Source organism: Mycolicibacterium nivoides, from assembly GCF_003855255.1.
GTDB classification, from domain to species: domain Bacteria; phylum Actinomycetota; class Actinomycetes; order Mycobacteriales; family Mycobacteriaceae; genus Mycobacterium; species Mycobacterium nivoides.
Genome location: NZ_CP034072.1, coordinates 747981 through 760563, shown reverse-complemented (window position 1 = coordinate 760563; position 12583 = coordinate 747981). Strand labels below are relative to the sequence as shown.

Here is a 12583-nt window from a genome sequence, read left to right as displayed (position 1 = left end):
CGTGGTCCTCCCCGACGTCCTATCCGCAGTGTGACACCCCTCACAGCGACGGTCCAGCACTGTGGGCCCAATAGTGCTGCAGCTATTGGCGTTCGCAATCAGTTCGCCGGGCCGCCGCGATCTCATCGCTGGTCGTCAGCCACGCATCGGGTTGCGCGGCAAGATACTCCAGAACCTGGTCGAGGTACTTGTGCCGGAACGGTTGCCCGATCACGAACGGGTGCAACGCCAACGCCATCACCCGGCCGCTTTCAGCCGAATCGGCATGCAGCTGCTCGTACTGGTCGATCACCATTTGCACGAACTCGCTTCCGGTGAAGCCCTTCCCGAAGATCAGGAGGTCATTGAGTTCCACCGAGTACGGCACGCTGAGCATGCCGGGAACGGTCAGCGGGTAGGGCTGGTCATCGTTGGTCCAGTCGAGGACATAGTGAAAACCGAGCTCGGCCAACAGTTCCGGAGTGTTCGCGGTTTCGGTCAGGCCGGGACCCATCCAGCCGCGTGGGCGCCGGCCTGTCGCGTCGGCGATGTCTTCGGCGATCTCGGCGAGAATCCGGCGCTCCTCGTCGACGTCGAACCCGGTGTGCAGGATCGAGTTGGTCTGCCCGTGCGCCAGCCACGCCCAGTCCCGTTCCACACCGGCGGCCACGATCTGCGGATGGTGCTCGATGACAGCCGAATTGAGCAGCACACTGGGACGGATGCTGTGCCGGTCGAGAGCCTCGATCGTGCGCCAGATCCCCACCCGGGCGCCGTAATCGCGCCAGCCGTAGTTGAGTGCATCGGGAGTCAGTTCCGCGGTGCCCGGCCAGATACTCGTCGAGGGGCGATCGGGGAGGAAGTGCTCGACGTTGAGCCCGATGTACACCGCGACGCGCGCGCCGCCGGGCCAATGGATCGGCGCGCGCTCGGTGATCGGGCTGTAGGTGAAAGGCGGTTGCAACGTGGTCATGACGAACGGTACGAGGTGACACCAATGTCAGGGTCAAGTCGCGTCGGTATAACTGGCATATGCGTATAGGCGAACTCGCACGCCGCACCGGGGTCAGCCAGCGGTCGCTGCGCTACTACGAACAGCAGGGCCTGCTGGTGTCCGACCGCACGCCCGGTGGGCAGCGCGAGTATCCGGAGAAGGCCGTCGACCGGGTGATCCGCATCCAGGAGCTCTACGCGGCCGGGTTGCACAGCCGCACCATCTCGTCGCTGCTTCCCTGTATGCGCGACGCCGACGGCGGACCTGCCCCGCAGGCCACGCCCCGCCTTCTCACCGAGCTTTCGGCCGAACGCGACCGGCTCGAACAGGCCATCCGGGAGTTGGCGACCTCACGCGAGATCCTCGACGGTGTGATCGACGCGGCATCGGGCTGACGCAGCTCCTACAGACGGTCGAGTGCTGCCTGCAGGCGTCGGCCGACCTCGGCTGCGATATCGGCCAGCGCGGGTTCGTCGGTCACCTCGGCCATCAGGTTGGGGTTCATCGCCTCGACGACCACCACCGCGCCATCGCCGCGACCGGTGCGCAACACCACGTTGCACGGCAGCAGCACGCCGATCGGCGGAAACGCGTTGAGCGCCTGCTGGGCGAACTGAGGGTTGCACGCACCCAGGATCAGGTAGTCGCCCAACTCGTCACCGGCACCACCGCCGAGTTTGGCGTTGAGCGTCGTGCGGATGTCGATCTCGGTCAACACACCGAACCCCTGATCGGCCAGCGCTTCTCGCGTGCGAGCGACTGCCTCGTCGAACGGGCCCCTAGTGGTGGCCACCAACGCGATGTCCATCTCTTGTTCCTTCCGTCGCATACCAGGCGAGCACGCGTCCTGCTGCCACGCTACCTGCCGAGTGCCGCACAAAGAGCGGAACGACCGCGTGAAATAAATACCCCCAGGGGTATGTTGCAACCGTCGAACGAATCGACCTACGGCCATCGCCGGCCCACTCGACACAAGACAAGGAGGTCAGAATGACCACCCGAAACATCGGCTACGCGGACTTCGAGTCCACGATCCGAGACAACGACATCGTGCTCGTCGACTTCTGGGCTTCATGGTGTGGCCCATGCCGAGCATTCGCCCCCATATTCGAACGGTCGGCCACCAACCACCCCGAGATCGTGCATGCCAAGGTCGACACCGAGCAGCAAAGAGAGTTGGCGGCGCTGATGGAAATTCGGTCCATCCCCACCATCGCGGCCTTCCGCGAAGGGGTTCTGGTCTTCAGCCAGCCCGGGGTTCTGCCGCCGGCGGCACTCGAGGATCTCATCTCCCAGGTCGCGGCACTCGACATGGACCAGGTCCGGGCCACTATCGCGGCCCGGAAAGCCAAGAGCCACAGCACCGCGAGCTGAACGAGGAAGACCATGTGCTACATCGCCAAATGTCCGCACTGCGGGAAGACAACCTGGGACGGCTGCGGCCAACACGCCGCAGAAGTCATGAGCTCGGTGCCGCCGACGCAGCGCTGCAGCTGTGCCAACCCGACGCCGGGTGACCGCGCTCGGCGATGACGGCACGGCCGTGGGGAAGAATCGTGGTCGCCATGACTGACGACGACGATCCGCCCGCCATCAACCGGCGACCGCACATCCTGCGGCTCGTCGCCTTCGCGGCGTTTCTGTTCGGCCTGTTCTATCTGGTGGCCGTCGCCCGCATCATCGATGTCGACGACATCCGCAGCCTGGTCGCCTCGACGGGTCCCGCCGCACCGCTGGCATATGTCGTGGTGTCGGCGTGCCTCGGCGCGCTGTTCGTGCCGGGTCCGATCCTGGCCGCGGGCAGCGGAGTGTTGTTTGGTCCGGTGCTGGGCACCTTCGTGACCTTGGGCGCGACGGTGGGCACCGCGGTGGTGGCCAGCCTGATCGGCCGGCGCGCGGGCCGCGACAGCGCCCGGGCCCTGCTCGGGGCGCAGCGGGCCGACCGGCTGGACCACCAAATCCAGCGCGGCGGCCTGTGGGCGGTGGTCGGGCAGCGTTTCGTCCCCGGACTGTCCGACGCCCTGGCGTCCTATGCCTTCGGCGCATTCGGTGTGCCGTTGTGGCAGATGGCAGTCGGTGCCTTCATCGGCTCCGTGCCGCGCGCGTTCGTCTACACCGCGCTGGGCGCGTCGATCGGCGATCTGTCGGCCCCGCTGGCCTATACGGCCATCGGGGTGTGGTGCGTCACCGCCGTCATCGGGGCGTTCGCCGCCCACCGCGGCTACCGCTCCTGGCGCCGCCACCACTCCGAGGCCGGTCAGGCCCCGGAGCAGTCCTCCTGACCGCTACTTTCCGAAACCTGCGTTGCGCAGCGCCTCGGCCATCGAGCCCATGGGCTGGTTGGACTCCCGGCGACCGGAGTTGTTGCCGCGGTTCTGGTTTCGCCGGTCACCGCCGCGACCCTGGTTGCCGCCGCCGTCACGACGGTTCTGGCCACCCTGACCGCCCTGACCGCCCCGGTCGGGCCGCTTGCCCTGCTCGCGCTGGGGGGTGTCGTTGAGCCGCAGGGTCAGTCCGATCCGCTGCCGTTCCACATCGACGTCGACGACTTTGACCTTGACGACCTGGCCGGACTTCACCACCTCGTGCGGGTCGGAGATGAACCGGTCGGCCATCGCCGAGACGTGCACGAGACCGTCCTGGTGCACGCCCACGTCGACGAAGGCGCCGAAGGCGGCCACATTGGTCACCACTCCCTCCAACACCATGCCCACCTTCAGGTCGGCGACCTTCTCGACGCCGGCGGCGAAGGTGGCGGTGGAGAACGCCGGGCGCGGGTCGCGGCCCGGCTTCTCCAGTTCGCCCAGGATGTCGGTCACGGTCGGGACACCGAACCGCTCGTCGGCGAAGTCGGCGGGCTTGAGCCCCCGCAGGGTGCGCTCGTCACCGATCAGCTCGGCCAGCGTCACGCCGGAGCGGTCCAGGATGCGCCGCACCACCGGGTAGGACTCGGGGTGCACGCCGGAAGCGTCCAGCGGGTCCTCCCCGTCCCGGATCCGCAGGAAGCCCGCGCACTGTTCGAAGGCCTTGGGACCCAGGCGCGGAACGTCCAGCAGCGCCTTGCGGCTCCGGAACGCACCCACACTCTCGCGGTGCGCCACGATGGCTTCGGCCAGCGATTCGGTAACCCCGGACACCCGGGCCAGCAGTGGCACCGAGGCGGTGTTGAGGTCCACACCGACCGCGTTCACCGCGTCCTCGACCACCGCGTCGAGGCTGCGCGCCAGCGAGCCGGGCGTCACGTCGTGCTGGTACTGCCCGACGCCGATCGACTTGGGGTCGATCTTGACCAGCTCGGCCAGCGGATCCTGCAGCCGGCGGGCGATCGAGACCGCGCCGCGCAACGTCACGTCGAGGTTCGGCATTTCCCGGGCCGCATACTCGGAGGCCGAGTACACGGACGCACCGGCCTCGCTGACCATGGCCTTGGCCGGCGCCTTGGCCCCTGCCGACCGGATGTCGGCGATCAGCTCGGCGGCCAACGCATCGGTCTCACGTGAGGCGGTGCCGTTGCCGACGGCGATCAACTCGACGTTGTGCCGGGCGACCAGGGCTGCCAGGGTGGCCTTGGCCTGGTCCCACTGCTTCTGCGGCTGGTGCGGGAAGATCGCGCAGGTGTCGACGACCTTGCCGGTGGCGTCGACGACGGCGACCTTGACCCCGGTGCGGAAACCTGGGTCCAGTCCGAGGGTGGCGCGGGTGCCTGCCGGGGCGGCCAGCAGCAGGTCCTTGAGGTTGCGGGCGAACACCGCGACCGCCTCTTCCTCGGCGCGCTGACGCAGGCGGATTCGCGCGTCGACGGCGGCCGAGATCATCAGCTTGGCGCGCCAGGCCAGCCGCACGGTAGTGGCCAACCACGGGGTGGCGGGGGCCTTGACGGACATGTCGATACCGAGTGACTGGGCGATCATCGCCTGGTACATCTCGTCCTCGCCGCCGTCGAAGTTCAGTGACAGCGCCTGTTCCTTCTCGCCGCGCAGCACCGCGAGCACCCGGTGCGAGGGCATGTTCTCCAACGGCTCGCTGAACTCGAAGTAATCGCGGAACTTCTGAGCGGCAGGGCTTTTCGCGGCCTCTTCGGACCACGGGGCGGTCCGCAGCGAACCGTCGGACCAGAACTTCTCGCGGGTGGCGCCGACCAGCTCGGCGTCCTCGGAGGCCCGCTCGATGATGATGTGGCGAGCGCCTTCCAGCGCCGCGGGCGCGTCGGCGACGTCGTCGTTGAGGAATTCACCGGCGACCTCGTCGGGCACCAGCGTCGGATCGGCCAGCAGGCGGTCCGCCAGCGGCTCGAGCCCTGCTTCCCTGGCGATCTGGGCCTTGGTACGCCGCTTGGGCTTGTACGGCAGGTAGATGTCCTCGACCCGGGCCTTGGTCTCGGCGGCCATCAAGGCTGCCCGCAGCTCGTCGGTGAGCTTGCCCTGCTCCTCGATGGAGGCCAGCACGGCCTCACGACGCTGGTCGAGCTCACGCAGGTAACCCAGGCGCTCCTCGAGCGTGCGCAGCTGGCCGTCGTCGAGGCTGCCGGTGACCTCCTTGCGGTACCGGGCGATGAACGGGACCGTCGAGCCCTCGTCCAGGAGCTGGACGGTTGCGGTTACCTGCCTCTCGGCCACGCCGAGTTCCTCGGCCAGACGGGCGGTTACGGATTTGATGGTTCCGACGGTCACGCTCTGAGTCACGTCGGAGGACCCTACCGAATCGGACGGACAACACCCGGTCACCGTGAAGTGTGTGTCCTGCCACGAAAAAACGGCTCCGGATATATCCGAAGCCGCCTGCGGTGATGGTGGTCCCGGCTGGGTTCGAACCAGCGACCTTCCGCGTGTGAGGCGGACGCTCTCCCACTGAGCTACGAGACCGTGGGAACGACGTCGAACACTAGCACGCATACCCGGCCAGACCCGAATCGGTATCCGCCGGATCGACTTGTTTGATTTGCCAAATATGCACGCCGACGTGGGCGTATGGTCACCCGTCATGGTTCACCTGCGGGTCCGCTGGCCAGGGGTCGGCGGCGCGGTTTTTGCTGCTAGTGCGCTATTTTCCGGCTGCCACAGCACCCCGGCCCCGATGACAGATCGGGCCCCTGCCGTAACGCCGAGCATCCGCAGCATCTCCGATGTGGTGAACCGCCAGGTCAAGGAGCCGACGGCGTTCACCTCCCCCTCGGGCAACGTGCGGTGTTACCTCGACACCACGACGGCGCGCTGCGACATCTCCGAACGTAGCTGGGCCCCGCCGCTGCGACCGGCCAGTTGCGCGTTCGATTACGGCCACGGCATCACCCTGCGCCAGGGCCGGCCCGCCGAGTTCATCTGCGCCGGCGGCGACACTCCTCGTGCGAGCACCCAACTGGGAGACCGAGACTCGATCACCGCCGGGGCGCTGCGCTGCGAAAGCGCTGCGACGGGGATCACATGCCGCGACACGAACACCCGGCACGGGTTCGTCCTCTCGCGTGAGGCCTATCACCTGTTCTGAAACACGGTTTTCAGCTGCACTTTGCCCCCGCGTAATGGGGATTTGTGTCCGCGCACGTCGGTGGACTAATGTTCTGCATCGCGACGGGCGACGATCTCGCTCGTGGCGCGCGGATGTAGCGCAGTTGGTAGCGCATCACCTTGCCAAGGTGAGGGTCGCGGGTTCGAATCCCGTCATCCGCTCGAAGGTGCGATTTGTGGCATCAACCCCAGTGGTGGAGTGGCCGAGTGGTGAGGCAACGGCCTGCAAAGCCGTGCACACGGGTTCGATTCCCGTCTCCACCTCCAAGAAAGAGTTTCGACCCGCGCGATTAGCTCAGCGGGAGAGCGCTTCCCTGACACGGAAGAGGTCACTGGTTCAATCCCAGTATCGCGCACCACGCTCGAACAGCTCAGGCCCGGTTTCCGAACCGGGCCTTTTCTGTTGTTCGAGGAATGACGCAACGCCCTTACTCGGCTACGCCGAGCCCGCCGCAGCGGGCTCGGCGTACGTAAGCCGCTGCCGGGTGGCACTTTTCGGCGACGCCGCTCGAATCGTCAGCTGGTGCCCGGAGGTGGCACGGGCATAGGCGGTGGCGGCACCAGCGGTACGGGTGGTGGTGGCGGCGCCGGCGGAGCGGCCGGCGGGACGGGATTTGGCACGACCGTACCGATCGACGGCGGCGGGGGCAGCGCAGGAGCGGGCGGCAGCGGGTCCGCAACCGCGGCGGGGTCGGCAATCGGGCTGCCCGGTGGCACGTCTTCGAGCCGGGTAGCGAGAACGGGCACGGTGATCACCGCGCCTTGCAGTCCGCACTCATTGGATTGGATGGTGGTGGTCTGAGCGCCGGCCAGCGCGCCGTCCGGCTGCGGCGTCAATGCCAACGCCGTATCCATCGCCTGCGCCTGCCCGACGATCAGCGCCTCACAGGGCAGTGAGCCTCTCCCCGGTTCGCCTTGCCAAGAATTGTTGAGGAAGCGGAACACGGCTGTCATGCCGCCACCCTCGAGGGAGGGAATGGCGTGGTTGGCGCCATCCATGCGCGTCGACGTCGCCGCACATCCCGAGGGTTTGCAGGTCGATCGGAATGCCCACCAGTAGCTGGCGATTTGGTTGCCCGCCGCCGGCCAGGGGTTGCCGTTGAGGGTGGCGTGGGGGTTGTCGTAGTCGAGCCGGTAGAGACCGTCAAAGACCGGCCCGCTGGGCGCTGGAGTGGCCGCCGCGTTCGTGGCGCTCGCGGTGACGGCGCTCGGCGGTGGGCTCGGCGGCTCACTCGCTGCGGCGTCAGCGGATGGCCACAGCTGCCACAGGCCGACACTGGCGACCAGACCGACGGCGGCGATCGCCGCGACGGGTAGCCGATACCCTGCCGTCGGTTGACCGGGTTCCGGTGCGGCCGGCGTTGGTGCCAAAGTCAATGCGGGCATCGGGGTTTCATCGGCCAGGGCGTGTGCGAAGGCGCCGCAACTGACGAACCGGTCAGCCGGGTTCTTGGCGAGGGCCTTGGCCAGCACCGGGTCGAGGCCGGCCAATTCGGGCCGGGTGTCGGCCAACAGCGGCGGCTTCGAGTTGACGTGGCGGCTCACCACGACAGCGGGATTGGAGTGCTCGAACAGCTGAACCCCGGTCAACAGGTGGTACGCGGTGCAGGCCAGGGCGTACTGGTCGGCGCGGCCGTCGACGTCCTCCCCCACCAGTTGTTCAGGTGCCGCATAGCCGGGCCTGTCCACGGCCCCGTCATTGCGAGCGATACCGAGGTTGGTGAGAACCGCGCGCGGTTCCCCATCACTGTCGAAATCAGCGACGATGATGTTGGCCGGTCTGACGTCGCGATGCACAGAGCCATGTTTGTGTGCGTAGTCGAGCGCACCGGCAACCCCGATGAGGATTGGGAAAACCTGTTCGCGCGGCAGGCCGTTGGGGTATCGCTGATCGAGAAGACCGGCAAGATCCGTGCCGTCGACGAAGTCCGTCGATATCCAGAGCTGACCGTCGTGTTCGCCGCGGCCACGGACCCTGGCGATGCTGGGATGCCACAACCTCGCGGCCACATCCGCCTCACGGCCGAACCGCTCCCGGTACCCGGGTTCGGCGGACCAGTCCTCGCGCAGCACCCTCAGCGCGTCATGGCCGGGACGCCGGGGATGCTGAGCGAGGTAGACCTCCCCCGTCCCGCCTGAGCCCAGCAGTCGGACGATCCGGAACACGTTGAACGTCTCACCGACGTTGAGCGGCATCCACGAATCCTACGAACTGCCCGGTGACGCCGATAGCCGGTATCCGCCAGTTCGCCGGCGCAGATTGTTTGCGTTGCCCCACAATGCAAGTCAGAACCAGCGATTTGTGTCTGCACGCATCGGTCAGCTAGTGTTCGCCTTCGCGACGGGCGACGATCTCGCTCGTGGCGCGCGGATGTAGCGCAGTTGGTAGCGCATCACCTTGCCAAGGTGAGGGTCGCGGGTTCGAATCCCGTCATCCGCTCAACGTCACACCGACACGACCGTGCCTCCCGCATCGATGTGCACGTAGTCGAAGGCATCCTCGATCGCCGCGATCCCGTCGTCACCGAAGCCTTGGTCATGGACCGTGGCCACGATCGCGTCGCGCCCGTCGGAGAATTTCGCGCCATCGTCGAGCATCGTCATGGAGACGTAGTAGAGCTCGGCCCACTGCTGATCGGTCACATCCGCGGTCCGTTCGTCGGTCATCATCCGGTACGCGGCATGTCTGAAGATGGTGCTGTTGTAGTGTTCGCCCCCCTCGACGGCGTCGCCCGTGTAGAGATCGTCGTAGTCCGAGAGGTACCCGGGCGTCGACTCCGGGTCGGCCAGGCTATGGATGGCCTGGTCGTACGTGTTGGCCAGGGCTCAAGTGTCCCGCGCCCGGCAACGTGCCGGCAGCAAATTATCAGCTGCGCCAACAACCTGCGGGGCGAACAGGTCAGCCGGACAGATCGCTGCCCGCGATGGCGTCCTGAACCCGCTGGGTCAGCGCGGGATCCCAACCGCGCGGCGCCAGGATGTCGACCCACAGGTCAGCGGCATCCGGGCCGAAGGCATGGCCATACCCGTAGGGCACGTCCGCGGAGAAGATCATGTCCAGCGTCACCTGCCAGAACGTCACGAACGGCAGCCATCGCATCCCCGGGTCCACATCGGGACCCAGCGGTTCCCGTAACCAGTCCGGACGGTGCAACAGCAGGTCGAACGACCACCAGGTGATCGGGTCGCTGGCGTGCTGCCAGAACACCACACGCGGAAACTCCCACGGGCCGGCCAGATTCACATCGGAGGTCCGGGAGGCGAAGCGGATGTGGCGCCCCTCGCCGACCACCGGCAGGCGTTCCAGCGAGCCGGGGTCCCGATTCGCGGTGATCCTCCCCCACGGCTGCGCGAAGTTGGGTGTACCGACCAGCAGCGCACCGTCGGTGCGGGCGACGATGTCCGCACCGGAGGCGAACGCCGACTGTCCGCCGAAGGAACCCAGGCTCTCCCCGAACACCACGAGTTTCGGACGCTCGGCCTCCGGCAGCGCAGCCCAAAACCGGTGTACCGCTTCGAACAACGCCTGTCCTGCCAACGGCGGGGTCTCGCGGTCGGCGATGAAGGATAGCGCGCTGGGCAGGAACGAATACTGCATCGACGCGATCGCGGTGTCCCCGTCGTTGACGTATTCGAGGGCGGACGCGACATTCGGGTTCACCCAACCGCGGCCCGTGGTGGTCACGACGGCCAGCACCTTGCGCTCGAAAGCGCGGGTGCGGCGCAGTTCGGCGATCACCTGCTCGGCGATGCCTTCGACACTGTCGGCGGAGGTACGGCCGGCATATACCCGGATCGGGGTGAGTGCCGGGGCTCCCGTCACCTTCGAGATCTGTTGGGCGCTCGGGCCGCCGGCCACAAACGTGCGGCCTTCCCGCCCGAGGGTGTCCCACGCCTGCGCCGAGGCCGGCGAACCGGAACGCTCCGGCGCACTCGGTTGCGTCACGCCCTCGGCGGTGCTCTTGTCGGCCACCTTCGCCGAACGCTCGGCCATGCTGAGCAGTCCACGATGCAGCGCACCGTCGAGCCCCATCGCCACCAAGGTCACGACGATGACCACCGCGGCCAGCCGGGCCGCCGGACCGGGTATGAACCGCCCACCGAGATCAGTCAAACGATTGGTGGCCCAACGCAATCCGCGCCCGATAGCGACAAGAGCCAAGGCGATGGCCACCGCGATCAACAACACCAGGATGTAGAAGGACCGCTCGGTGCGCGGCATCCCGATCAGGTCGCGCAGGATCTGCTGCCACCATGACCCGAGCACCAGAAACGTCGGGACGACCACGACAGCGGCACCGGCCAGCGTCCACCACCCGATCCTGCGGGTGCGCGAAGACCACTGCGGGCGGATCCCGCACCGCCGCACCACCCATGCGACGGCGCACCCCAGCCCGTATCCGATCCCGACGCTGATACCCGTCGCGACCCCTTGCAGATACCAGGCGCGCGGCAGCAGTGACGGGCTCATCGACCAGGCGAAGAACAGCAGCGCCACCGACAAACCGACCGGATGCAGGGTGCGCGCCGCAGTGGCGAAGCGTGAAGGGATAGGTGAGCCCCGCAAGGCACGCAGCACGAAGGACCACCGTTCATTCAGTTGGGTATCGAGACTTCAGTTGGGTATCGAGACTGTAGTGGACCGCGCGATCGCCGGCCGATTGCTAAGGATGTACTAACAGCTTCGGATTTCGCAGCGGGCGTTAGAGTCGAGCGTGCCCAGGATCAGCGCCTCATCGGTCGAAGAACACCGCGAGCTGGTCCAACAGCGCATCTTCGAGGCGTTCGCGACACTCATGGCCGAGCACAGCTTCGACGCGATCACGATGGCCAAGCTCGCGGCCGAGGCCGGGATCGGCCGGACCGCGATCTATCACCACTTCCCTGACAAGGAATCCGTGGTGATCGCCTTCGCCTCGCACGAGACCACCCGCTACCTCGACGGGTTGCGGGACGCCCTGTCCGACGTCGATGATCCGGTCGGACGCCTGGGGGTCTACATCCGGCATCAGCTGGAGGCCGGGCAGGAATTCCACATGGGCATGGGTATGCAGCTCTACGGAGCACTGTCGACCGAAACCATGCTGGCCATCCGCGACCATGTGGTGGCCGTCGAGGACGTGCTTCGCGAGATCCTGGCCCAGGGTGTGGCCACCGGGCAGTTCGTCGTGGACGACGAGCCCGCCACGATGTCATTGATTCACGCGTGTCTCGCGCCGCGCCACCTTCCGGTGGAGGCAATCGAACGATTCGTCCTGCGCGCACTGGGCGCCACGCTCTAGCCGCGACGCGGCCTCCCGAACACCCGTAGCTCCCCGAACCCGTCGGCACCGTGCTAGGTTTCCGACAGGTTGTCAGCATCATGCTGACAAGCTGTCAAAGTTGAGCCCTACCAAGTGGAGCCGAGAATGCCGCCAAGCGCTGTCGCAACCGAGTCCGTCCGTTCGCTGTCCGCGGCGATGCGTCAGGACTCGACCGACCAGCACGACGCCGCCGAGCAGTCGCCGTTCGTCACCGAACTCCTGAGCGGCCGGGTCAACGAGCAGGGCTACGTGGACTATCTGCTGCGGTTGCGGGCGATCTACGACGCGCTGGAGACCGCCGTCCGGGAGCACCGCGACAACCCCCTCGTCGGCGCCGTGTACGACCCCGCACTCGAGCGGCTGGAAGCCATCGATGCCGACCTCGCCCACTGGGCACCCGGCGCGGACCGCGTCGTCGACTCACCTGCGGTACGCGCATACTGCGCCCGGTTCGCCGACGCCCCCTGGGGCGGGGCGCTGGTGGCGCATCACTACACCCGCTACCTCGGCGATCTTTCCGGCGGCCAGGCCATCGGTCGTATCTTGGGGCGCTCGTTCGACCTCGGCGGCGAAGGGCTGGCGTTCTACGACTTCCCGATGCGGCCCAAGCCGTACAAGGACGCTTACCGCGACCGCCTCGACGGACTGGGCCTCGACGGGGATGAGATCGATCGCGTGGTCGACGAAGTAAAGCTGGCGTTCAGCCTCAACCAGCGCGTCTTCGACGAACTGGCCGAGAACCTGTCCGCCTACCGCCGCTAGTTCAGCACGAACCCAAATTGACGATTCCGCCAAAACATAGG

General features: G+C 67.1%; 12 protein-coding genes and 5 tRNA genes. 10 read left to right on the top strand and 7 right to left on the bottom strand.

The features are described from left to right. Positions 1-82 precede the first annotated feature (82 nt). The gene (locus tag EH231_RS03800) at positions 83-952 is read right to left on the bottom strand and encodes a polysaccharide deacetylase family protein (protein WP_124711901.1); all 870 of its coding nucleotides are present in this window, start codon (positions 950-952) and stop codon (positions 83-85) included. 59 nt (positions 953-1011) lie between these two features. Between EH231_RS03800 and EH231_RS03795 the strand changes: the two genes are divergently transcribed. Beyond that, on the top strand, positions 1012-1368 hold the full coding sequence (locus EH231_RS03795; RefSeq protein ID WP_090425364.1) for a MerR family transcriptional regulator: 357 nt from the start codon (positions 1012-1014) through the stop codon (positions 1366-1368). Between the two features lie 8 nt (positions 1369-1376). On the opposite strand, the gene EH231_RS03790 is transcribed toward EH231_RS03795, so the two are convergent. Continuing rightward, entirely contained in the window at positions 1377-1781 is a 405-nt protein-coding gene (locus EH231_RS03790) for a DUF302 domain-containing protein (RefSeq protein ID WP_090425363.1), read from the bottom strand. Positions 1782-1963: 182 nt separating this feature from the next. Here EH231_RS03790 and trxA point away from each other — a divergent pair, with 182 nt between their 5' ends. Continuing rightward, entirely contained in the window at positions 1964-2347 is a 384-nt protein-coding gene (trxA, locus tag EH231_RS03785; RefSeq protein WP_124711900.1) for a thioredoxin, read from the top strand. Between the two features lie 191 nt (positions 2348-2538). Continuing rightward, on the top strand, positions 2539-3255 hold the full coding sequence (locus tag EH231_RS03780; RefSeq protein WP_090425362.1) for a TVP38/TMEM64 family protein: 717 nt from the start codon (positions 2539-2541) through the stop codon (positions 3253-3255). Between the two features lie 3 nt (positions 3256-3258). On the opposite strand, the gene EH231_RS03775 is transcribed toward EH231_RS03780, so the two are convergent. Together EH231_RS03775 and EH231_RS03770 are read right to left on the bottom strand one after the other, a co-directional pair. Further along, on the bottom strand, positions 3259-5655 hold the full coding sequence (locus EH231_RS03775; RefSeq protein ID WP_090425361.1) for a Tex family protein: 2397 nt from the start codon (positions 5653-5655) through the stop codon (positions 3259-3261). A gap of 105 nt (positions 5656-5760) precedes the next feature. Beyond that, positions 5761-5835, bottom strand: a tRNA-Val gene (locus EH231_RS03770). 211 nt (positions 5836-6046) lie between these two features. On the opposite strand from EH231_RS03770, the gene EH231_RS03765 reads away from it, so the two are divergent. The 4 genes from EH231_RS03765 (at position 6047) to EH231_RS03750 (ending at position 6836) form a co-directional block, all read left to right on the top strand. Further along, positions 6047-6457: a hypothetical protein gene (locus EH231_RS03765; protein ID WP_124711899.1), complete on the top strand. Its 411-nt coding sequence runs from the start codon at positions 6047-6049 to the stop codon at positions 6455-6457. Between the two features lie 109 nt (positions 6458-6566). Beyond that, positions 6567-6639, top strand: a tRNA-Gly gene (locus EH231_RS03760). Between the two features lie 31 nt (positions 6640-6670). Then, positions 6671-6744: transfer RNA gene (locus tag EH231_RS03755), tRNA-Cys, on the top strand. Between the two features lie 17 nt (positions 6745-6761). Continuing rightward, positions 6762-6836 (top strand) — tRNA-Val (locus tag EH231_RS03750). A 157-nt stretch (positions 6837-6993) separates the two neighbouring features. Here the strand turns inward: EH231_RS03750 and EH231_RS34075 are convergent. After that, a complete protein-coding gene (locus EH231_RS34075; protein ID WP_206429629.1) occupies positions 6994-8673 on the bottom strand; it encodes a serine/threonine-protein kinase in 1680 nt (559 codons plus the stop codon). A 171-nt stretch (positions 8674-8844) separates the two neighbouring features. Here EH231_RS34075 and EH231_RS03740 point away from each other — a divergent pair. Next, a tRNA-Gly gene (locus EH231_RS03740) sits at positions 8845-8917 on the top strand. Between the two features lie 5 nt (positions 8918-8922). Here the strand turns inward: EH231_RS03740 and EH231_RS03735 are convergent. Together EH231_RS03735 and EH231_RS03730 are read right to left on the bottom strand one after the other, a co-directional pair. Next, positions 8923-9267, bottom strand: a complete 345-nt coding sequence (locus tag EH231_RS03735; RefSeq protein ID WP_241178116.1) for a M4 family metallopeptidase — start codon at positions 9265-9267, stop codon at positions 8923-8925. A gap of 109 nt (positions 9268-9376) precedes the next feature. Next, the gene (locus EH231_RS03730; protein WP_420891951.1) at positions 9377-11056 is read right to left on the bottom strand and encodes an alpha/beta hydrolase; all 1680 of its coding nucleotides are present in this window, start codon (positions 11054-11056) and stop codon (positions 9377-9379) included. 136 nt (positions 11057-11192) lie between these two features. On the opposite strand from EH231_RS03730, the gene EH231_RS03725 reads away from it, so the two are divergent. Next, positions 11193-11759 carry a TetR/AcrR family transcriptional regulator gene (locus EH231_RS03725; RefSeq protein WP_090425357.1) on the top strand — a complete coding sequence of 189 codons (567 nt, stop codon included), beginning with the start codon at positions 11193-11195 and terminating at the stop codon, positions 11757-11759. A 126-nt stretch (positions 11760-11885) separates the two neighbouring features. Then, positions 11886-12542 (top strand): biliverdin-producing heme oxygenase, encoded by a 657-nt coding sequence (locus EH231_RS03720; protein WP_124711897.1) that lies wholly within the window; start codon positions 11886-11888, stop codon positions 12540-12542. The last annotated feature ends 41 nt before the right edge of the window (positions 12543-12583 follow it).

Coding starts and splice junctions, on each gene's coding strand:
- EH231_RS03800 (WP_124711901.1), bottom strand. CDS start 952: ATGACCACGTTGCAACCGCCTTTCACCTACAGCCCGATCACCGAGCGC.
- EH231_RS03795 (WP_090425364.1), top strand. CDS start 1,012: ATGCGTATAGGCGAACTCGCACGCCGCACCGGGGTCAGCCAGCGGTCG.
- EH231_RS03790 (WP_090425363.1), bottom strand. CDS start 1,781: ATGGACATCGCGTTGGTGGCCACCACTAGGGGCCCGTTCGACGAGGCA.
- trxA (WP_124711900.1), top strand. CDS start 1,964: ATGACCACCCGAAACATCGGCTACGCGGACTTCGAGTCCACGATCCGA.
- EH231_RS03780 (WP_090425362.1), top strand. CDS start 2,539: ATGACTGACGACGACGATCCGCCCGCCATCAACCGGCGACCGCACATC.
- EH231_RS03765 (WP_124711899.1), top strand. CDS start 6,047: ATGACAGATCGGGCCCCTGCCGTAACGCCGAGCATCCGCAGCATCTCC.
- EH231_RS34075 (WP_206429629.1), bottom strand. CDS start 8,673: ATGCCGCTCAACGTCGGTGAGACGTTCAACGTGTTCCGGATCGTCCGA.
- EH231_RS03720 (WP_124711897.1), top strand. CDS start 11,886: ATGCCGCCAAGCGCTGTCGCAACCGAGTCCGTCCGTTCGCTGTCCGCG.